This is a genomic window from Kribbella sp. NPDC043289, assembly GCF_056436705.1.
In genome coordinates, this window is record NZ_JBWKCB010000001.1 from 170,525 (window position 1) to 190,827 (window position 20,303).

Annotated in this window: 18 protein-coding genes; 13 read left to right on the forward strand and 5 right to left on the reverse strand. The window is 70.0% G+C overall.

Going from position 1 to position 20,303, the window contains the following annotated elements:
* The first annotated feature begins 30 nt into the window (after positions 1 to 30).
* Genes AC0662_RS00805 through AC0662_RS00825 form a run of 5 tightly spaced genes read left to right on the forward strand, consistent with a single transcriptional unit; the run spans position 31 to position 5,207 of the window.
* Positions 31 to 1,020, forward strand: a complete 990-nt coding sequence (locus AC0662_RS00805) for a LacI family DNA-binding transcriptional regulator (RefSeq protein WP_478297596.1) — start codon at positions 31 to 33, stop codon at positions 1,018 to 1,020.
* Positions 1,017 to 1,940 (forward strand): carbohydrate ABC transporter permease, encoded by a 924-nt coding sequence (locus AC0662_RS00810; protein ID WP_452195737.1) that lies wholly within the window; start codon positions 1,017 to 1,019, stop codon positions 1,938 to 1,940. The genes AC0662_RS00805 and AC0662_RS00810 overlap by 4 nt, the downstream gene beginning before the upstream one ends.
* Positions 1,937 to 2,770 (forward strand): carbohydrate ABC transporter permease, encoded by an 834-nt coding sequence (locus AC0662_RS00815; protein WP_478297598.1) that lies wholly within the window; start codon positions 1,937 to 1,939, stop codon positions 2,768 to 2,770. The genes AC0662_RS00810 and AC0662_RS00815 overlap by 4 nt, the downstream gene beginning before the upstream one ends.
* A gap of 8 nt (positions 2,771 to 2,778) precedes the next feature.
* Positions 2,779 to 4,059 carry an ABC transporter substrate-binding protein gene (locus tag AC0662_RS00820; protein ID WP_478297600.1) on the forward strand — a complete coding sequence of 427 codons (1,281 nt, stop codon included), beginning with the start codon at positions 2,779 to 2,781 and terminating at the stop codon, positions 4,057 to 4,059.
* Positions 4,059 to 5,207 carry an ADP-ribosylglycohydrolase family protein gene (locus AC0662_RS00825; RefSeq protein ID WP_478297602.1) on the forward strand — a complete coding sequence of 383 codons (1,149 nt, stop codon included), beginning with the start codon at positions 4,059 to 4,061 and terminating at the stop codon, positions 5,205 to 5,207. Before AC0662_RS00820 ends, AC0662_RS00825 begins: the two co-directional genes overlap by 1 nt.
* A 3-nt stretch (positions 5,208 to 5,210) precedes the next feature.
* Here the strand turns inward: AC0662_RS00825 and AC0662_RS00830 are convergent, their stop codons facing one another.
* Both AC0662_RS00830 and AC0662_RS00835 read right to left on the reverse strand, forming a co-directional pair.
* Positions 5,211 to 6,023, reverse strand: coding sequence for a discoidin domain-containing protein (locus tag AC0662_RS00830; RefSeq protein WP_452195741.1), 813 nt, complete (start codon positions 6,021 to 6,023; stop codon positions 5,211 to 5,213).
* 12 nt (positions 6,024 to 6,035) lie between these two features.
* Entirely contained in the window at positions 6,036 to 7,601 is a 1,566-nt protein-coding gene (locus AC0662_RS00835) for an alkaline phosphatase D family protein (RefSeq protein WP_478297604.1), read from the reverse strand.
* An 80-nt stretch (positions 7,602 to 7,681) separates the two neighbouring features.
* Between AC0662_RS00835 and AC0662_RS00840 the strand changes: the two genes are divergently transcribed.
* The 8 genes from AC0662_RS00840 to AC0662_RS00875 all read left to right on the forward strand — a co-directional run bounded on the left by AC0662_RS00840 (position 7,682) and on the right by AC0662_RS00875 (position 17,272).
* Positions 7,682 to 8,977 (forward strand): ADP-ribosylglycohydrolase family protein, encoded by a 1,296-nt coding sequence (locus AC0662_RS00840; protein ID WP_478297606.1) that lies wholly within the window; start codon positions 7,682 to 7,684, stop codon positions 8,975 to 8,977.
* Positions 8,967 to 9,878, forward strand: coding sequence for a ribokinase (locus AC0662_RS00845; RefSeq protein ID WP_478297608.1), 912 nt, complete (start codon positions 8,967 to 8,969; stop codon positions 9,876 to 9,878). Before AC0662_RS00840 ends, AC0662_RS00845 begins: the two co-directional genes overlap by 11 nt.
* Positions 9,875 to 11,863 carry an SUMF1/EgtB/PvdO family nonheme iron enzyme gene (locus tag AC0662_RS00850; protein ID WP_478297610.1) on the forward strand — a complete coding sequence of 663 codons (1,989 nt, stop codon included), beginning with the start codon at positions 9,875 to 9,877 and terminating at the stop codon, positions 11,861 to 11,863. Before AC0662_RS00845 ends, AC0662_RS00850 begins: the two co-directional genes overlap by 4 nt.
* Positions 11,860 to 13,047, forward strand: a complete 1,188-nt coding sequence (locus AC0662_RS00855) for a CaiB/BaiF CoA transferase family protein (RefSeq protein ID WP_478297612.1) — start codon at positions 11,860 to 11,862, stop codon at positions 13,045 to 13,047. The genes AC0662_RS00850 and AC0662_RS00855 overlap by 4 nt, the downstream gene beginning before the upstream one ends.
* A gap of 28 nt (positions 13,048 to 13,075) precedes the next feature.
* Complete coding sequence (locus AC0662_RS00860; RefSeq protein WP_452195747.1) at positions 13,076 to 13,903, forward strand: HpcH/HpaI aldolase/citrate lyase family protein; 828 nt, start codon at positions 13,076 to 13,078, stop codon at positions 13,901 to 13,903.
* Positions 13,904 to 13,912: 9 nt separating this feature from the next.
* Entirely contained in the window at positions 13,913 to 15,505 is a 1,593-nt protein-coding gene (locus AC0662_RS00865; RefSeq protein ID WP_452195748.1) for a phytoene desaturase family protein, read from the forward strand.
* Positions 15,502 to 15,909: a TIGR03668 family PPOX class F420-dependent oxidoreductase gene (locus AC0662_RS00870; protein WP_478297614.1), complete on the forward strand. Its 408-nt coding sequence runs from the start codon at positions 15,502 to 15,504 to the stop codon at positions 15,907 to 15,909. Before AC0662_RS00865 ends, AC0662_RS00870 begins: the two co-directional genes overlap by 4 nt.
* Positions 15,910 to 16,036: 127 nt before the next feature.
* A complete protein-coding gene (locus tag AC0662_RS00875; RefSeq protein WP_478297616.1) occupies positions 16,037 to 17,272 on the forward strand; it encodes an RNA polymerase sigma factor in 1,236 nt (411 codons plus the stop codon).
* Here AC0662_RS00875 and AC0662_RS00880 read toward each other — a convergent pair.
* Genes AC0662_RS00880 through AC0662_RS00890 form a run of 3 tightly spaced genes read right to left on the reverse strand, consistent with a single transcriptional unit; the run spans position 17,259 to position 20,279 of the window.
* Positions 17,259 to 18,236 carry a Gfo/Idh/MocA family protein gene (locus AC0662_RS00880; protein WP_478297618.1) on the reverse strand — a complete coding sequence of 326 codons (978 nt, stop codon included), beginning with the start codon at positions 18,234 to 18,236 and terminating at the stop codon, positions 17,259 to 17,261. The genes AC0662_RS00875 and AC0662_RS00880 overlap by 14 nt on opposite strands.
* Positions 18,233 to 19,240, reverse strand: a complete 1,008-nt coding sequence (locus AC0662_RS00885) for an alcohol dehydrogenase catalytic domain-containing protein (RefSeq protein ID WP_478297620.1) — start codon at positions 19,238 to 19,240, stop codon at positions 18,233 to 18,235. The genes AC0662_RS00880 and AC0662_RS00885 overlap by 4 nt, the downstream gene beginning before the upstream one ends.
* A 58-nt stretch (positions 19,241 to 19,298) precedes the next feature.
* Complete coding sequence (locus AC0662_RS00890; protein WP_478297622.1) at positions 19,299 to 20,279, reverse strand: LacI family DNA-binding transcriptional regulator; 981 nt, start codon at positions 20,277 to 20,279, stop codon at positions 19,299 to 19,301.
* Positions 20,280 to 20,303: the final 24 nt, after the last annotated feature.

Consider the following 20,303-nt stretch of genomic DNA (forward strand, 5'->3'; position numbering starts at 1 on the left):
CGATTACAAGAACGATTACAGGAGGTCGGCGTGAGTCGTCCGACGATCGCCGGGGTGGCCCGGGCGGCCGGTGTCTCGGTGGCGTCGGTGTCGCGCGTGCTGAACGGCCTGCCGGCCACCGACGAGATGGCTGAGCGCGTCCAGCGGGCGGTTGCCGAGCTCGGGTACGTGCCGGACGCGCGGGCCCGGTCGCTGAAGGTCGGGCGGACGTTCCAGCTGACGCTGGCGGTCGCGGACGTCGGCAACCCGGTGTACGTGACGATGATGCGGGCGGTCGAGGAGGTCGTTGCGGCAGCCGGGTACCGGTTGGTGGTCACCACCACCGGGCCGGACGTGGTGGACGAGGTCGCGCTGGTGCGGGGGATGGCGCGCGGGTACGCCGACGGTCTGCTGATCAGCCCGCTGCGCGTCGACGAGGACCTGGTGAAGTCGATCCGCGAGTGCGAGGTCCCGGTGGTCGTCGCCGGTAGCGTGCCCGCGAAGGCCGGTGTCGACACGGTTCGCGCCAACTCGCCGAAGGGCATGTTGCTCGCCGTCGACCACCTGCTGTCCTGCGGCCGCAAGCGCATCGCTTTCCTGAACGGCCCCGCCGACACTGTCCCCGGAGCCGCCCGGTCCAAGGGCTTCACCGAGGCGCTCAAGGCTCACGACCTGCAGGCCGTCGCGGTCGCCGAAGCGGCCGACTTCACCTTCGCAGCCGGCCGCGCCGCAGCCGCCGACCTGCTCGCCACCGGCGGGTTCGACGCGGTGGTCTGTGCGAACGATCTGCTCGCCGTCGGGTTGATGCACGAGCTCGCGGCGGCCGGACTCGACGTACCGGCTGATGTGGCCGTGGTGGGGATGGACGACAGCGAGCTGGCCGAGCAGAGCTTCCCGCCGTTGACGAGTGTGAACCTGGGGTCGGCGGAGCGCGGGCGGCGTGCTGCCGAGTTGTTGCTGGCCCGCATCGAGGACAACGACCGGACGCCCCGGCGCATCGTCGTACAACCCTCCTTGAGCATCCGGAGGTCAACCCCGTGACCGCGACCCTGACCGCGCCGACCGAGCTGAAGAAGAAGCCCGGTGGGAAGCCGAAGCAGAACCGCGAGGCGATCTTCCTCTTCCTGCCCGCACTGCTTCCGGTACTGATCCTCAGCGTCTACCCGCTGATCCGCGGGATCGCGCTCGGCTTCACCGACGCCCGCGCCGGTCTGCACGTCCAGACGAACTTCGTCGGCTTCGACAACTTCAGCAAACTCCTGCACAACAACCTGTTCTGGGACTCGTTCCGGATCGGCGTGATCTGGACGCTGTCGGTGACGATCCTGCAGTTCGTCGCCGCCCTCGGCCTCGCGCTGCTGCTGAACGCGGACCTGAAGTTCCGCGGTGTCGCCCGCACCCTCGCGCTGATCCCGTGGGCGATGCCCCCGGTGGTGGTCGCGATCATGTGGCGGCTGCTGCTGCACCCGACCAACGGCCCGGTCAACGAGATCCTGCAGAAGCTGCACCTCACCGACCACCCGATCAACTTCCTCGGCGACTTCAGTACGGCGCTCCCGGCGGTGATCGTGGTCGGGATCTGGGTCGGGATGCCGATGACGACCGTCACCCTGCTCGCCGGCCTGCAAGGGATCGACCGAACGCTGTACGAAGCGGCCGCCGTCGACGGCGCGGGCGCGTGGAGCCAGTTCTGGTACATCACGCTCCCGCAGCTGAAGACCGTGATCGTGGCGATCACCAGCCTGGACATGATCTGGAACTTCAACTCGTTCGGCCTGGTCTACGTGCTCACCGCGGGCGGTCCGGGCGGCAAGACGATGCTGCCGATGCTGTTCGCCTACAACGAGGCCTTCCGGTACGGGAACTTCGGGATGGCCGCCGCGATGGGTGACGTGATGGTGGTCATCATCATCGTGTTCCTCTTCTTCTATCTGCGGAACCGGCTGAGGAGCGAGGCATGAGAACGCGTCCGGCCACCCGCTTCCTGCAGTACGTCGCCGTCATCTGCTACCTCGTCTTCCTCGGCTTCCCGCTGCTCTGGCTGATCTCCAGCTCGCTGAAGTCGCCGCAGGAGTTCGCCAGCATCTCGCCGAGCCTGCTGCCGAAGCACTTCGACCTGTCCAACTACACCGACGCGATGAACGAGCAGGGCCTGGTCCGGGGTCTCGGCAACAGCCTGCAGATCTCGATCTACAGCACGATCCTGGTGCTGATCGTCGCCTTGCCGGTGTCGTACGCGCTGGCCCGGTTCCGCAGCCGGCTGCGCCCGTTGACCAACGGCTGGATCCTGGTCAGCCAGGTGTTCCCGGTGATCCTGATCGTGATCCCGCTGTTCATGATCCTGCGGCCGCTGCACCTGACGAACACGATCCCCGGTGTGGTGATCGTGTACATGGTCTGGTCACTGCCGTTCGCGCTCTGGATGCTGCAGGGGTACGTCGCCGCGGTGCCGCGCGAGCTGGAAGAGGCAGCGTCCGTGGACGGTGCCAGTCGGTTGCGGACGATCGTCTCGATCGTGATGCCGCTGCTCCGGCCCGGCCTGATCGCGACCGCGATGTTCACCTTCATCTCGGCGTGGAACGAGTTCTTCTTCGCCCTGGTGCTCCTGCAGGATCCACAGCTCAAAACACTTCCGCTGGTACTCGCCCGCTTCGTCGGTGCCGAGGGCCAGGTGCAGTTCGGCCCGCTCGCCGCTGCGTCTGTTCTGGCGACCGTGCCAAGTCTCGTGTTCTTCGCCTTCCTCCAACGCCGGTTGACCTCCGGTTTGTTGAGCGGCGCAGTCAAGGGTTAGGAGAAGTAATGAAGAAGGTAGTGACCGCGCTGCTCGCGGCAAGCGCCCTGGTGACGCTTGCGGCCTGCGGTGGTAACAGCAACGACAGTTCGGGATCGAGTGATCCGAACGAGAAGGTGACGCTGAAGTTCCAGAGTCTCGCCTTCCAGAAGACGACGGTCGCCGCGACGAAGAAGATCGTCGCCGACTGGAACGCCGCGAACCCGAACATCCAGGTCGAGTACGTCCAGGGCAGCTGGGACTCGGTGCACGACCAGCTCGTCACCCAGTTCCAGGGCGGGACCGCGCCGGACGTGATCCAGGACGAGTCCGCCGACATCACCGGGTTCGTCAACCAGGGGTACCTCGCGGACCTCTCGCCGTACCTGAGCCAGGGGACCAAGGACGCCGTCTCGCAGGGTGTCTGGGACACGGTCTCCAAGGACGGCAAGGTGTACGCCGCCCCGACCCTGCTGCAGTCGTACGTCGTGTTCGCGAACTCGGCGCTGCTCAAGCAGGCCGGCGTGACCGCGGCCGGTGACTCGCTGAGCTGGGACGACCTGGCCGCGAACGCGAAGAAGCTCACCGCCGGCGGCAAGTACGGTCTCGGCTGGGGCCTGAAGAGCCCGACCGCGACGATGCTCAACCTCGGCCTGAACTTCGACGCGAAGTTCTTCGACGGCAGCGGCCAGGACGCGAAGGCGACCGTCGGCGATGCCGAGCTCGAGGTGCCGAAGCGGATCCACGCGATGGCCTACGACGACAAGTCGATCGACCCGACCTCGCTGACGCAGAGCGGTTCCGACGTCCTGCCCGGGTTCTACGCCGGTAAGTACGGGATGATCGTGGCCGGTAACTACGTCGCGCAGCAGATCGCCGAAGAGGCGCCGAAGGGCTTCCAGTGGGAGGTGCTGCCGCCGCTGAAGGGGACCAGCAGCAAGCAGGCCGCGAACCCGCAGACGCTGTCGGTGCCGGCCGAGGGCAAGCACGTCGAGCAGTCGGCGAAGTTCATCGACTACTTCATGAAGGCCGAGAACCTGGCCGCGGTCGGTCAGGGCGACTGGCTGATCCCGACCACCCAGGCGGCCCGGGACGCGATCCAGACGGCGACCGGCGGCAAGAACGGCTGGCAGCAGATCCTTGCCAGCGGCACCGAGCTGACCAAGGCGCCGTTCCAGAGTGTGGAGAACTACCCGAAGTGGAAGGACCAGATCGCGACGCCGGCGTTCCAGGAGTTCCTGGCGAACAAGACCGACGCCGCGGCACTGGGGAAGAAATTGAGCGACGGATGGGGCCAGGTCAACAGCTGATGCCTGCACAAGCCAACACCACGTTGGAGCAGAAGGCACGAGGAGTCCTCGTCGGTTCCGCGGTCGGTGACGCGATCGGTGGAGCCGTCGAGGGCTGGACGCCGGAGGCGATCCGGGAACGGCACGGTGGCTGGGTGACCGGCATCGTCGGTCCGTGGTACGAGGACTGGCGGACGGCGCGCCCGATCGCGCCGTACCACAAGGGCGACGGCCACATCACCGACGACACCTTGATGACGCACGCACTGGTCGAGGTGTACGACGAGCGCCGGGCCCACCTGGACGCCTATGCGGTCGCCGAGTCGCTGGTGCCGAAGATGCTGAACGGGACCCGCTGGGTCCCGGAGCTCGAGGCGGACGCGCTGCTGCTGCAGCGCGTCTTCCTCGCCGAGAAATGGCTGGTCGCCCGGCTGCACTACGGGCACGTCGATCCGCGCGAGGCCGGCGTCGGCAACATCGTCAACTGCGGTGCGGCGATGTACATGGCGCCGGTCGGGATCGCCAACGCGGGCGACCCCGAGGGCGCGTACGCCGAGGCGCTCGATGTCGCCGGCGCGCACCAGTCGAGCTACGGGCGGGAGGCGGCCGGCGTGTTCGCGGCCGCCGTCGCCGCCGCGATGATCCCCGGCGCGACGCCCGCGTCGGCGGTCGGTGCCGCGCTCGGTCTGGCCAAGGACGGCACGCGGAGGGCCGTCGAGGCGGTGGCCGAGGCAGCTGACGGCGTCACCGACTGGGAGCAGGCGATTCCTGTTCTGCGCAAGGCGATCGAGCCCTACGACACCGTCGGTCCGAACTACCGTGAGCTGTCGATGGACGCCCGCCGTCCGAGCCGTACCAAGGCGATCGAGGAGCTCCCGGTGGCGCTCGGTTTCGTGCTGGTCTCCGAGGGAGATGTACGCCGGGCCGTCCTGGGCGGCACGAACTACGGTCGCGACGCGGACTCGATCGCGTCGATGGCGGGTGCGATCACCGGTGCGTTGAGCGGCCGGGACGGCGTACCGGAGGACTGGGCCGCGGACATCGCCGAGGCGAGCAAGACCGACCTCGACGAGCCGGGTCGGGTGATGGCTTCGGTGGTGCGGGACATCCGGGCGGCCGACGCCGAGCGGTGGGCCCGGCGGGCGGCCGCGTTGGACGCGCTGGTCTGAATGTCAGTTGCTGTAGGCCTCGAGTTCGACGATGCGGGAGTACCCGTGGTCGTTGGAGTCGCGGATGACGAGCTGGACGGCGTCGACCGGGCGCGGTGCGAAGGTCAGGGTCACCCGGCCCTGCACGTTGCCGCGGACCTCGGCGACCGTCGTCCAGTTGCCGTCGACAAGGACCTGGGCGTCGAAGTCGCGGATGCCCATCACGGCTGCCGGGTAGGTGGTCGAGTCCAGGGTCTGCAGGACGATGCGCCCGACGGTCGTCGGTTGGACGAAGTCGACGCCGTACGTGTCGGGGAAGACGCCCTTGGTGTTGTCGTGCCAACCGCTGGCACCCCATTGCGCGGAGTCCGCGTTGCCGTCGACACCACCGCACAGGCGCATGTTGCCGTTGGTGGAGGACGCGACGGCCTGTTCACCGAGCAGGACGTTGTCGCGCGCGGGGACGGGTTTGATGACGACCGGGACCTTCAGGTGGTCGCGACCGACGCTGAGGTCGACGGAGTGGGTCGCGGGTGCGGTGCCGCGCGGGACGGTGATCTCGAGCGGCGCCTTCACCAGCTGGCCGACCGGCAGATAGCTGGAGAACTGGTGCCTGGACAGCGTCAGTGCGGCGTCGCCGGAGACGCGCATGTCGGCGACCGTGGCCTTGCGGCCGGTGTTGGTCATCCCGACGGCGAGCTTGCCGGACGGGAAGCAGGGCAGCGGGACGACCTCGACCGGTTGCGGGGCAGCGCTGATCTCGATGGGGTTGCTGTTGTTGCTGGCAGCAACGAGAGTGGCGGGGGCGAGCAGGAGCAGCAGGGCGGCGCGTTTCATCAGCGGGTCCGTTCAGGCCAGGTGGGTTCCGGGACGGCCGTCCTCGACGACCAGGGTGGCGCGGGTGGACGCCGTACCGCCGGGTGTGGTGACGCGGTCGACGATGCGGAACTCGGAGGTCCAGTGCGTACTGTCGAGGCGGCAGCTGAGGTAGCCGCGCTGGACGTTCTGGAACTTGACGTGCGGGTTCTCGGCGAGCAGTGCGCGCCCGGTCGCGTCGGCGTCGACGCCGTCCTTGCCGGACGAGATCGACGTGGTGACGAACTCGGTGCCGACCGCGGGCGTGGACGGATCGGCGAAGTCGACGCGCAGGTCGGAGGCGACGCTGCGGTGCAGGTCTCCGGTCAGTACGACGAAGTTCCGCACGTCCCGGTCGCGGACCCCGGACAGGACGCGGTCGCGCGAGGCGGCGTATCCGTTCCAGGTGTCCATCGGGAGCTCGAGCTCCGGCCCGGTCTTGCGGTCGAGCTGGGCCATCGCGACCTGCTGGGCGACCACGCTCCAGCGGCTGGTCGACTTGCCGAGCGTGTCCAGCAGCCAGCGTTCCTGTGCGGCGCCGGTGATGGTGCGGGCCGGGTCGGTCGACACAGCGTCCGGCGGCAGCCAGCCACCGGTGCTGGTCTGGTCGTCGCGGAACTGCCGCGTGTCCAGGACGCTCAGGTCGGCGGTGCGGCCGTAGCGCAGGTGCCGGTGCAAGCGGATCGACGGGCCGTCGGGGGACTGGTCGAGACGCAGCGGCATGTGCTCCCAGTACGCGCGGAATCCGTTCGCGCGACGGACCAGGAACTCGTCGTACGGCAGGCCGTCCTCGGACACGTACCCGGCCCAGTTGCCCTCGACCTCATGGTCGTCGAGGGTGACGATCCACGGCGCCGCCGCGTGCGCGGCCTGAAGGTCGGGGTCGGTCTTGTGCAGGGCGTAGCGGGCCCGGTACTCGTCGAGAGTGAAGATCTCGCCGGCGAAGTCCACCGGGACGGCCTGGTTACGGACGCCCGCGGTCGGACCGACGCCGACCTCGTAGATGTAGTCGCCGAGGAACAGCACGACGTCGTGGTCCCGGCGTACGACGTCCTGGTACGCGGTGTAGAAGCCGTCGTAGAAGGCCTGGCAGGACGCGACCGCCATCGTCACCGCGGGCTCGTCGGACGGCGCCGGCGCGGTCCGCGTCCGACCGGTCGGACTGATCTGGCCGGCGGCGCGGAAGCGGTAGAAGTAGTGCCGCCACGGGCGCAGGCCCCGGACGTCGACGTGCACGGTGTGCGCGTACTCCGGCCGGGCGTGCGCCGTACCGCGTCGTACCACCGTGCGGAACGCAGCGTCCTCGGCGACCTCCCACTCGACGTCCACCGCGCGGTCGTCCATCCCGCCGAACGGTTCGAGTGGTCCGGGAGCGAGCCGGGTCCAGATCACCACGGCGTCGGGGAGCGGGTCGCCCGAGGCGACCCCGAGCGTGAACAGCGGCCTGCTGTCGGTGCGGTGCGGTATTCCTACTGCATCGGCGAGGTCGGGGAGGTTTCCAGTCAGAGCGAGCGCGGCGGCGGCGCCGGTGGCGGTCAGCAGACCGCGGCGGGTGACCATGGCCGGAAGTATCGGCCCGCGCCGACGCAACGATCCAGGTGTGTGTTTCGCCTGGCGCAACAGGGGAAGGAAGAGCCTCGATGAGATTGACCTGGGTGCAGCCGGAGGACCTCCTCCCGCACCAACTGGTCCAAGCGCGTTCCGAGGGGGTCGACGTCACCGACGTCCAGGCCCGCTGGCTGGCCGCCGGTGGTACGACGGACGCGCCGGTGTCCGGTGCCTCGGGCGAGCCGGCGACGCCTGCCTTGCGGGCGTTGGCTCGCGAGCTGCTCGACGTACTCGATGCCCGGACGGCGCGGTGGACCGAGCCGGAGATCCCGGAACTGCCCTCGCTGGGTGCGCCGGTCGACCTCGAGACCCGGACCCTGAACGCGTGGCTCGGCCGCGCCGCCGGGTGCCTGCTCGGCAAGCCGGTGGAGAAGATCCCGCGCGAAGGCATCCGGGAGATCCTGACCAGCTCCGGTCAGTGGCCGTTGGCGCAGTACATCACCGCGATCGGCGTACCGGACGACGTGCAGCGGCGGTGGCCGTGGAACCGGCGGTCGAAGCCGACCAGCCTGCGCGAGGTCATCGACGGCATGCCCGAGGACGACGACATCAACTTCGCGATCCTCGCACTGCTGATGCTCGAGCGGTACGGGCGTGGGCTCAGCACCGAGGACGTGGCGCAGAGCTGGCTGAGTGACCTGCCCGCCGGCCGGGTGTTCACCGCCGAGCGTGTTGCCTACCGCAACCTTCTGGAAGGCGTCGAGCCGGCCCGCGCGGCCGTCGTCGGGAACCCGTTCCGTGAGTGGATCGGCGCCCAGATCCGCACCGACGTTTACGGCTGGACCCACCCGGGGGACCTGACGGCGGCCGCTCGGCTCGCCTTGGTCGACGCCCGGCTCAGTCACACCGGTGCCGGCGTCGACGGTGCCCTGTGGGTGGCCGCGATGTCGGCCGCGGCGCTCGTCCTCGACGATCCGGTGAAGGCCGCGATCGCCGGTCTGGACGTGGTCGGCCAGGGCGCGATCACCCGCGCGGTCCGTTTCGGGCTGACGCTCGCCGACGCCGAGCTCGACGAGGCCCTCGACGCGCTGCACGCGGAGTACGGCGACCTGCACTGGGTGCACGCGGTGAACAACACCGCCCTGGCCGCTTACGCGCTGACCGCGCCGGACTTCGGCACCGCGGTCGGTCGCGCGGTGATGGGTGGCTGGGACACCGACTCGGTCGGCGCCACGGTGGGAGCTGTGTTTGGCGCGACGCGCGGGGTTCCGGCAGAGTGGTCCACACCACTTGACAACCGGGTGGCCACCAGCCTCCCGGGGATGAACCAGATCGCGATCGGCGAGCTGGCGCGGCGGACTGTGGAGGTGGCCAGGGGTGGCGTCTGAGGTTGTGGTCGTGGGGAGCGCGAATGTGGACCTGGTGCTTCCGGTCCAGCGCATCCCGCGGCCGGGGGAAACAGTGCTGTCGGGTCTGATGACCCGTGGTCCCGGTGGCAAGGGCGCCAACCAGGCGGTCGCGTCGGCGCGGGCCGGTGCCCGGACGGCGATGGTCGTCGCCCTCGGCGCGGACGACGGCGGCGCCCTGCTGCGCGCCGCGCTCGAGGACTCCGGCGTGGACCTGTCGCTGGCGACGACCGGCGACGCCCCGACCGGTACCGCGATCATCACGGTCGAGGACAGCGGTGAGAACTCGATCGTGGTCGCTCCCGGCGCGAACGGTGCGCTGACACTGTCGGCCGACGCACTGGCTGCGGTTCGGAGCGCGCGCCTGGTGCTCGCCCAGTTGGAGATCCCGTTCCCGACCGTGCGGTCGGCGGCCGCGGCGTCGGGGTACTTCATCCTCAACGCGGCGCCGGCGGCCCAGCTGTCCGACGAACTGCTCGCCGAGGTCGACCTGCTCGTGGTGAACGAGACCGAGGCCGAGGCGATCGCCGGGCCCGACCGGTCGGCGCTGCTGAAGAAGGTGCCGGCCGCGATCGTCACGCTCGGCGGCGACGGCGCGGTGATCCTGACCCGGCACGCGGAGGAGATCGCGGTCCCCGGCGTCCCCGTGGACGTCGTCGACACGACCGCAGCCGGTGACACCTTCTGCGGTGTGCTGGCGGCAGCTTTGGCTACCCAATTGACTGCGGCGTCAGCTAACGACTCGATCACGGCAGGCGACCTGACGAACGCGGTCCGACGCGCTAACGTTGCTGCTTCATTGAGTGTTCAGGTGGCGGGGGCGATTCCCTCGGTGCCGCACGGGGATGCAATCGACGCGCGTTATGCGGAGGTATACCTGTGAACCCGCTCGAACCGCGGCCCATCGACCTACCCGCCCGGGTGGATCTGGGGGCCGGGGCCGACTTGTCCTTCCTGGACGACGCCAAGATCCTCGGTGCGCCGGAGGACCCGGCCGAACTGCCGCGGTGGCGTGCCAAGCTCGCCGAGTGGCGCTTCGGCGCCTTCGAACGCACGCGGTACGACGGCTCGCACTACGACGAACCGGGCCGCGCATGGACGCAGACGGCGTACTCCGTGGCGCTGGTCTGGCTGTGGGACGACCTGCTGTACGACGTCGCGACCGGGAAGTTCACGCCGGACAAGTTCGTCCAGCACGGTGTCGACGAGTTCGGCGGGCACGACGCGATCGTGTTGTGGCACGCGTACCCGGTGATCGGGATCGACGACCGGAACCAGTTCGACTTCTACCGTGACGTCCCCGGCCTGCGCGCGCTGATCGACGACCTGCACCGGCTCGGTCTGAAGGTGTTCTTCGACTACAACCCGTGGGACGTCGGCACCCGCCGCGCGGCCCGCTCGGACGCGGACGAGTTCGCCGCCCTGGTCAGCGACTACGCCGTCGACGGCGTCTTCCTGGACACCCTGAAGGAAGGCGACCCGGCCTTCACCCGGGCGATCCGGCAGGCGAACCCGGCGATCGCCCTCGAAGGCGAGTCGCGGTTGCCGATGGCAAGGATCGGGGACCACGCGCTGTCCTGGGCGCAGTGGTTCGCCGACACCGACGCGCCCGGTGTCCTGCGGGCGCACCTGTTCGAGCGCCGGCACATGATGCACCACACCCGCCGGTGGAACCGCGACCACAGCGACGAGCTGCAGTCGGCCTGGGTGAACGGCGTCGGCATGCTGATCTGGGAGTCGGTGTTCTCGGCGTGGGTCGGCTGGAACGCCCGCGACCGTGCGACGCTGCGCCGGATGGTCGCCGCCCAGCGCGCGTTCGCGCCGGTGCTGATCAACGGCGACTGGATCCAGCTGACGCCCGAGATCCCGGAGAAGGCGCGTGAGCACGGTGTGTACGGGTCGCGCTTCGACCTGGCCGACATCACCTTCTGGACGCTGATCAACCGCGACGAGGAGGACTTCGACGGCATTGTGCTGCGCTCCGAGGACCAGGTCGGCGACTGGTACGACGTGACCACGGGCGTGCCGATCACCGCGGACGACGAGGGCGTCCACCTGGTCGTCCCCGGCCGTGGCGTGGCCGGCATCGTCCGGGTCGGCGCGACCGCCGGCGCCTCGTGCCGGGCGACGGCCCGCCGGCTGGGCACGATGCCGCGGCCGCATGTCGACGAGTCCGCGTTCCCGATGCGGCCGGCCGAGCGGGTCTCGGTGACAGCAGTGTCCGGACCCGCCGAGATCGGCGCGACCGTCGTCGTACCGGCGGGGGAGCGGACGCTGACCGTGAAGCACCGGCGGCGCGAGACCGGGTTGTACGACACCGCGCCGTACGTCGAGGAGTGGAAGCCGCTGCCGCCTCGCCTGCACGACATCCAGACGGTGACGCGGGAGGTGTCGCTGCCGGAGGTCTCGGTCGCGATCACCGAGGTGACGAATGCGGAGTACGCGGCGTTCCTGGCCGCGACGGACTACCGGCCGCTGGTGACGAACCGGTTCCTGAAGCACTGGGTGGACGGCGCGCCCGCGGCCGGCACCGAGGACCAGCCGGTGACGTACGTCGACCTGCCGGACGCGCGGGCCTACGCCGCCTGGCGTGGTGGCCGGCTGCCCACCGAGGACGAGTGGCAGGTCGCGGCTGGGGTCGATGGGTTCCGTCGGTTGGAACCGCTCGTGTGGAACCTCACCGAGAGCGAGCACCGCGACGGCCGCAGCCGGTTCTGCATCCTCAAGGGCGGCTCGCACTACGTCGCCGAGGGCTCCGACTGGTACGCCGACGGCGGGCCGCAGGAGCCGGAGGTCAGCTTCAAACTGGTGCTCACCGGTGGCGGTCTCGACCGCTCGGCAAGCATCGGCTTCAGGTGCGCAGGATGAGACCTGCAGCCCTTGACGGTGTGAAGGTGCTCGAGGCGGCGACGCTCTTCGCGGGACCGCTGGCGGCGACCTTCCTCGGTGACTTCGGCGCCGACGTGACGAAGATCGAGCACCCGTCCCGCCCGGACGCCGCGCGCACGCACGGCGCCTCCAAGGACGGGGTCGGGCTCTGGTTCAAGACCCTCGGCCGGAACAAGCGGCTCGCGACGCTGGACCTGTCCCGCGGGCGCGACGTGTTCCTGGACCTGGTCAAGCAGAACGATGTGCTGGTCGAGAACTTCCGGCCCGGCACGTTGGAGCGCTGGGGACTCGGGCCGGACGTGCTGCTCGAGGCGAGCCCGCGGCTGGTGATCGCGCGGGTGACGGCGTTCGGGCAGGTCGGGCCGTGGTCGCGGCGTCCCGGGTTCGGGTCGCTAGCCGAGGCGATGAGCGGGTTCGCGGCGGTCACCGGTGAGCCGGACGGCCCGCCGACGCTGCCGCCGTTCGGTCTCGCCGACGGGATCACCGCGCTCGCGACGGCGTACGCCGTGCTGGTGGCGTTGCGCGAGCGGGACCGGTCCGGGTCGGGCCAGGTGATCGACATGGCGATCATCGAGCCGATCCTGATGATGCTCGGTGGCGGAATCACGGCGTACCAGCAGACCGGGTACGTGCAGCCGCGGCTCGGGAACCGGTCGTCGAACAACGCCCCGCGGAACGTGTACCGGACGCTTGACGGCCGGTGGGTGGCGGTGTCGACGAGTTCGCAGAGCATCGCCGAGCGGGTGGTGACGCTGGTCGGCCGCGCCGATCTGGTCGCGGAGCCGTGGTTCGCGACCGGGCGGGAGCGGGCCGAGCACGCCGACGAACTCGACGACGCGGTCGGGTCGTGGATCGCGGAGCGGTCGCTGGAGCTCGTGATGGCGGAGTTCGAGAAGGCCGAGGCCGCGGTCGGTCCGGTGCACGACATCCGCGGGATCGTCGGCGATCCGCAGTACGCCGCGCTCGGGACGATCGTGAGCGTCGACGACGACGAACTCGGCGGACCGGTCGAGATGCAGAATGTGTTGTTCCGGCTGTCCGAGTCGCCGGGGTCGATCAAGTGGGCCGGACGGCCGCACGGCGCGAACACCGACGAGGTGCTCGCGGAGATCGGCGTGACTCCGGACCAGCTCGCGGCGCTGCGTGCCGCGGGTGTGGTGTAGAAGCTTTCGCCTGGAGGGGGCCTCGAAAGTGCTGACGGCACTGTATGTTCCGGCCAACCGGCCGGACCGGTTCGCGAAGGCTGTTGCCGCGGGCCCTGATCTGGTGGTGTTCGACCTGGAGGACGCGGTCCCGGTCGCGGACAAGGCGGATGCCCGCGGCTGGGCGGTCGCCTGGCTCGCGGCGAACGTGAACGGCCGGGTGGAGATCCGGGTGAACGCCTTGACCTCGCCCTGGATCGAGGACGACCTGGCCGCGATCTCCGCCGTACCAGCGGTGCGGATCCGGGTGCCGAAGGTGGAGAGCGCGGACGACGTCCGGGCGGTGCTGGACAAGGTGCCGTCGGCAAGGATCACCGCGCTGATCGAGTCGCCGCTCGGGGTCGAGCGGGCGTTCGAGATCGCCACCGCGGACCCGCGGGTGGTCGCGATCGGGCTCGGCGAGGCGGACCTGTCCAGCGCGCTCGGCGTGGACGGTCCGGCGGGGCTCGGCTGGGCCCGTGGCCGGCTGGTCTCGGCGTCCCGGGCGGCCGGGCTGGGCGCGCCGATGATGTCGGTGTTCCCGCACGTGCAGGACGTCGACGGACTCCGCCGTACGTCGGAGGAGGGCCGCGGCCTCGGGTTCGTCGGCCGGACGGCGATCCATCCGCGGCAGTTGCCGACGATCGTCGAGGCGTTCACGCCGTCCGCGGACCAGGTGGCCGCGGCGGAGGCGCTGCTGGCGGCGGTCGACGAGGCCGGCGTCGCCGACGGGGGAGTGATCGTGCTGCCGGACGGCCGGATGGTCGACCCGGCGATGGTCGGGCGCGCCCGCGAGCTCAGCACCCTGATGCGGGAGATCGAGTCCCGGTCACGTTAGGCTCGAAGCATGCTGCCGCGCAGTGTTGATGCCGTGGTGATCGGTTCGGGGCCGAACGGTCTGGTGAGCGCGATCACGCTCGCCGACGCGGGCTGGGACGTCCTGGTGCTGGAGGCCGCCGATACGTTTGGCGGGGCCGTCCGGTCGACCGAGGACGGCGGCTGGACGAGCGATCGTTTCAGTTCGAACTACCCGCTGGGTGTCGCGTCACCGGTGATCCGCGCGCTGGAGCTGGAGAAGTTCGGCCTGAAGTGGGCGCACGCACCGCTGCCGCTGGTGCACCTGCTCGACGAGGACGGCGCCGCAGCCGCGATCCACCCGGACCCCGAGGACACCGCGAAGTCGCTCGGCGCCGAGCACCCGGGCGACGGTGACGCGTGGCTGCGGCTGTACCAGCAGTACGTGTCGGTGCGCGAGCCGTTGCTGAACGCGCTGCTCACCACCTGGCCGCCGGTTGTTCCGGGGGTGAAGCTGGCCCGCAAGCTCGGGTCGGTCGGTGAGCTGATGCGCTTCGCGCGGTTCATGGCGATGCCGATGCACCGGATGGGTCAGGAGCTGTTCGCCGGCCAGCACGGTCCCGCGATCATCGCCGGGAACGCCCTGCACGCGGATGCGCCGTTGTCGGGCAGCGTCAGCGGGACGATGGGCTGGCTGCTCGCGATGATGGCCCAGGACGTCGGCTACCCGGTCGCAACCGGTGGCTCGTCCGCGTTCTCCGGAGCGATGGTGCGCCGTGCCGAGCGGGCCGGCGCGTTGCTGGTCTCGGGCATGCCGGTGACCCGCGTCGACGTTTCGGCGGGCCGCGTGACCGCCGTACAGACGGCGTCGGGGGAGACGGTCGCGGTCGAGCGAGCGGTCGTCGCGGACACGTCCGCACCGGTGCTGTACGGCGAGTTGTTGCCCGAGGCACTGATCCCGGCAGGGCTGCGGCGCGATCTGGACGAGCGGTTCGAATGGGACTACCCGACGGTCAAGCTGAACTTCCGGCTCAGCGGCCCGATCCCGTGGAAGGCGGTCGAGGCGCGGTCGGCGGGCGTCGTCCACCTCGGTGGGACCGCCGATGAGCTCGTGCACCTGTCGGCCGATCTGGACACCGGGCGGGTGCCGTCGCAGCCGTTCATGCTGATCGGGCAGACGACGAAGGCGGATCCGTCGCGATCGCCGGAAGGCACCGAGGCGGTCTGGGCGTACGCGCACCTGCCGCGCGGTATCGCCGACGACGCGTCGGCGGAGAAGCTGGCCGGCCGGATGGAGCGGACGATCGAGCGGTTCGCGCCCGGGTTCGGCGACCTGGTCGTCGGCCGCGACCTGCAGCGGCCGTCGACGCTGGAGTCGGGGAACGCTGCCCTCGGGTACGGCGCGCTCGGTGGCGGCACGATGCAGCTGCACCAGCAGTTGGTGTTCCGGCCGACGATCGGGCTGGGCAGCGCGCGAACGTTCGTCGACGGCCTGTACCTCGGCAGTTCCGCGATTCACCCCGGCGGTGGCGTGCACGGCGCCTGCGGACACCTGGCGGCGCGGACCGCCTTGCGCGACGCGTCAGTGATCGGCCCGATCACCCGCCGGATCCCGACCGCAGCCCTCCGACACCTGCAGCGGTGAAACTCGACGAGGCTGCCTGCAGGGCCCGGGTGGCAGCCGCGCGGGTCGGACGGCTGGCGACGGTCGGGGAGGATCTGCGACCGCACCTCGTGCCGGTGACGTACGCCGTTCACGGTGACGAGCTGTTCATCGCGATCGACCAGAAGCCGAAGACGACGACCGCTCTGCAGCGACTGCGGAACATCGAGGCGAACGAGCGGGTCGCGGTGCTGGTCGACGAGTACGAGGAGGACTGGACGCACCTGTGGTGGGTCCGCGTGGACGGGGTCGCGCGCGTGGCGGTTGAGCACGCCGCAGCGGTCGACCTGCTGGTGGCGAAGTACCCGCAGTACGACGGGGATCCGCCGCGCGGGCCCGTGATCGTGGTTCGGGTGGAGCGGTGGTCGGGGTGGGCTTACCGGTGATCGGCAGTTCGACAGGAGGTGTCGGCTCGGCACGCCTGCGTTCACGCTCAGCGACCCGGCCGATCGGGTTCAGTGGACGTATACGTCCTGTCGAAATGCCGATTGTTCGGCGCGTAGGCTCGGCGGGGTGAACGTCGAGGAGGTACTGCGCGAGCTCGCGCCGCAGGTGCTGGGGTTTCTGGTGCGGCGGCACGGGCAGTTCGATCTGTGTGAGGACGCCGTGCAGGAGGCGTTGCTCGCGGCGGCGACGCAGTGGCCGATGGACGGTGTACCGGCGAACCCGCGCGGGTGGCTGATCACGGTCGCGACGCGGCGGCTGACCGACGCGTTCCGCAGCGAGAACGCGCGCCGGCGCCGGGAGGACAACGTCGCGGCGATGGCCGGGCCGGAGGAATTGGTTGCCCCGGGCTCCGATATCGGCGAGGCGCCGGACACCGACGACACGTTGACGTTGCTCTTCCTGTGTTGCCATCCGGCCGTCACGCCGGCCTCGCAGGTCGCGTTGACGTTGCGTGCGGTCGGCGGTCTGAGTACCGCGGAGATCGCCCGGGCCTTCATGGTGCCCGAGGCAACGATGGCGCCGCGGATCAGCCGGGCGAAGAAGAGCATCAAGGCGGCCGGCAGCCGGTTCGAGATGCCGCCCGAGTCCGAGCAGGCCGAGCGGCTCCGCGTCGTACTGCAGGTGCTGTACCTGATCTTCAACGAGGGCTACACCGCGAGCTCGGGGGAGGAGTTGCAGCGCGTCGAGCTGACGGCGGAAGCGATCCGGCTGGCGCGGATGTTGCGCGCGGCGCTGCCCGGCGACGGCGAGGTCGCGGGTCTGCTGGCGTTGATGTTGCTGACCGACTCGCGGCGCGCGGCGCGGACGACCGCCGACGGCGGGCTGGTGCCGATCGACGAGCAGGACCGCGCGTTGTGGGATCGCGCGCAGATCACCGAGGGCGCCGACCTGACTTTAGAGACGCTGAAGCAGGGCGCGGTCGGGCCGTACCAGTTGCAGGCCGCGATCGCCGCGGTGCACGCCGAGGCACCGAGCGCGGACGAGACCGACTGGCGGCAGATCTACTCGCTGTACCTGCTGCTCGAGCGCCTCGCCCCGAACCCGATGGTGACGCTCAACCGCGCGATCGCACTCGCCCAGCTCGAAGGTCCGCAGGCGGGTCTGGACCTGCTCGCGACCATCGAGGACGACAAGAACATCACCGAGACCCACCGCCTGGACGCCGTCCGCGCCCACCTCTACGAACGAGCAGGCGATCCGGCCAAGGCTCAGGAGCATTACCTTGCGGCGGCCCGCCGTACGACGAGCCTCCCGGAGCAGCGCTACCTACAGGCGAAGGCCGACGCGATCACCCGGTACTGACCTTTCGTCCGGTCTCGTGTGACTCGATGGCTGCGTACGCGAGTTGCAGCGCTCGCCGTCCCGCGCGGGCGTGCACCGGGGGCTGCTCGCCGGCGCGGAGAGCGTCCAGCAGGGCGTCGACGTGCCGGTCGAAGGTACCTGCGAAGTTGCGGGCTTCGTCGTCGAAGTACGTCGAGTGCCAGCGCTGCTCGACCGGATCGCCGGCCCTGCTGAACGTCAGCGCGCGGACCGTGTCGTGGATGACGAGCCGGCCTGCGGTCCCGTTGATCTCGATGCGCTGCGTGTCGGGATAGGCGTACGACGAGTCGTAGGTCCCGAGCATCGTTCCGACCGCGCGGTTCTCGAAATCGAGCGCGAGAGCGACCGTGCTGAAGGCGCCGTACGTCTTGTCGGTCATGTGCGCGGAGACCGCGGTGATCGGGCCGGCCAGGTGCTCCAGCATGTCGAACCCGTGGCACTGCGTCTCGATCAGACCCGCGTGCGGCGATCCGCCACGGTTCGCCTCGCCACCGAACCGCCAGGTCGCGAAGACGAGATCGCCCAGCTCACCGGCGTCGATCAGCGCCTTCGCCCGCTGGACCGGTTCGGCGTACCGGTGGTTGAAGTTGATCGCGAAGAACTGATCGCCTGCCGCGCTGAGGAGCGTGTCGGCCTCGGCGAGGTCGAAGACGAGCGGCTTCTCCACCAGCAGCGGTACGCCGGTCCGGACCAGCTTGAGCGTGACGTCGTAGTGGTCCTCGTTCGGCAGACACACCGTGATCAGGTCGGGGCGCTCCCGTTCCAGCATCAGATCGAGATCCGTGTACGGCGTGGCGCCGTACCGCTCGGCCCGCTGCCGGGTCTTCTCGGGGGTGCGGCCGAAGACCGCGCGGAGGTCGGTGTCGGGGCGACGGGAGAAGATGCGCGCGTGGTGCTCACCCCAACCGCCCGCGCCGACGACCGCGACCTTCACTGGGACTGTCACTGGGCGCCCTCTTGTGTGATGACGACCTTGCCCGTCTCGCCGGCCATGAACAGGCGGAACGCGTCGCTGATCTCCTCGACCGGGAAACGGTGGCTGATGACCCGCGAGATGAGGTCCTGGTGCTCGGAGAGGATCGCGAGGTTGCCCGGCATCTCGTCGTACCGGAAGTACTCGCTGCCGAGGACGGCGTGCTCGGGGCTGATCAGGTCGTCGGAGGCGTTCAGCGTCACGCCCTCGCCGTGGCCGACGCAGATCAGCGCGCCGCGTTTGCTGATGATGTCGAGGGCGGCGCGGCGCGCGGACCCCTTGCCGGAGGCGTCGAACGCGATGTCCGGGTTACCGGCTGCGGAGATGTCGTCGGCGAGCAGCGGGATCGCACCGAACGTCTCGGCGAAGTCAAGGCGCCAGCGGGAGACGTCGGAGATGTAGACCGGTACGTCGGCGCCGTACTTCAGCTTGCTCATCACGGTCAGGCCGAGGCCGATCGGGCCGGCGCCGGCGATGTACACGCTTTCGACGTCCTGGCGGACGAGCGCCGCGCGACCGAGGGCGTGCGTGCTGGTGCCCATCACGTCGAGCAGCATCGTTGCGTTGCCGATCTCGATGTCGTCGGTGACGGGGAAGAAGTTGGACTCGTGGACGAGTTCGTACGGGCCGTAGCCGCCGTCGTGGCTGAAACCCATGTCGGCGCGCTTCGCGAAGCACTGGTTGGTGGCGCCGTAGGTGCAGCTGCGGCACTCGCCGCAGTAGTCCATCAGGAAGACGGCGCCTCGGGTGCCGACGGGGGTGCTGGTGCCTGCACCTGCTTGGAGCACCGTGCCGGCGGCCTCGTGGCCGGGGACGACGGACGAGCCGTCGAAGTACTGATGGCGATCGGTGCCGCAGAGGGCGTTGGCCTGGACGGAGAGCAGGAGCTGACCCGGTCCGGGATCGGTGTACTCGTGATCCGCGAACTCGATGTTTCCGGCTCCGGTGAACCTGGGGGCGAGAGCGGTACGTGTCATGCCGCCGAAATTTACTACGTAGCAAATCTGCGCCACAAGAGGTCGGCGCGAGCAGGTTTCAGCGGGTGCTGCTCTCCCGGATCCGGAGTTCGTAGCCGGCCATCCGGTGCTGCGGCACGTGGTCCTCGTCGAGCTGCTCCTCGAGCAGGTCGAGTGCGTTGACCGCGATCTCACCGAGCAGCGGAGCGACCGTGCTCAGCGTCGGCGTGGACAGACCCGACTCGACGATGTCATCGAACCCGACGACCGACACATCACCCGGTACGTCGATCTTGGCGCGCTGCAGCGCCCTGAGCGCTCCGAGGGCGGCCGAGTCGTTCATCGCGAAGATGCCGTCCGGCTGCATGTCCTTGAAGGTCCGCGTGACGGCCTCGGCGGCCGCGGCAGTCGTCCAGTCGCAGTCGACCAGCAGCGCCTCGGTGATTCCGCGCTTCTTGAGTGCGGCCTGGTAGCCCTGGCGGCGGAGCTGGTACGAGCGCTTCGGTCCGTGGTTTGCGCCGAGCAGGAGGATGCGCTGGCGGCCGGTGTCGAGCAGGTGGTTGACCGCGGCCTGCGCCGCCTCGCGGTTCTTGATCCCGACGTGGTCGATCGCGCTGCCCGGCTCCCGGTCCCCGACCAGGACGACCGGGCGGGTACTGCGCTGATCGGTGCGGCCGAGCGATACCGCGCTCATGATCACGCCGTCGGTGAGGATCTCGCCGCCGCCGCGGAGCAGTTCCAGTTCGGTCTCGCGGCGACCGCCGGTGGTCTCGACGAGGACCGTCGTACCGCGGTCGCGGGCGGCGGCGACGATTGCTTCCGCGAGGTCGGCGAAGTACCGCTCGCGGAAGGTCGGGACGGCCAGCGTGACGGTGCCCGTGCGGCCGGTGCGCAGGCGGCGGGCGGCGGTGTTCGGGCGGTATCCGAGGGCGTCGAGGCTGGCCTGGACGCGGGCGCGGGTCGCGGGGGAGACGTGCACGTAGTTGTTCACCACGTTCGAGACGGTCCGCTGTGACACGCCCGCGTGGCGCGCCACGTCGGACATGCTGACCGCCACCACCGCACCCTCCCTCTGCCGAGATGC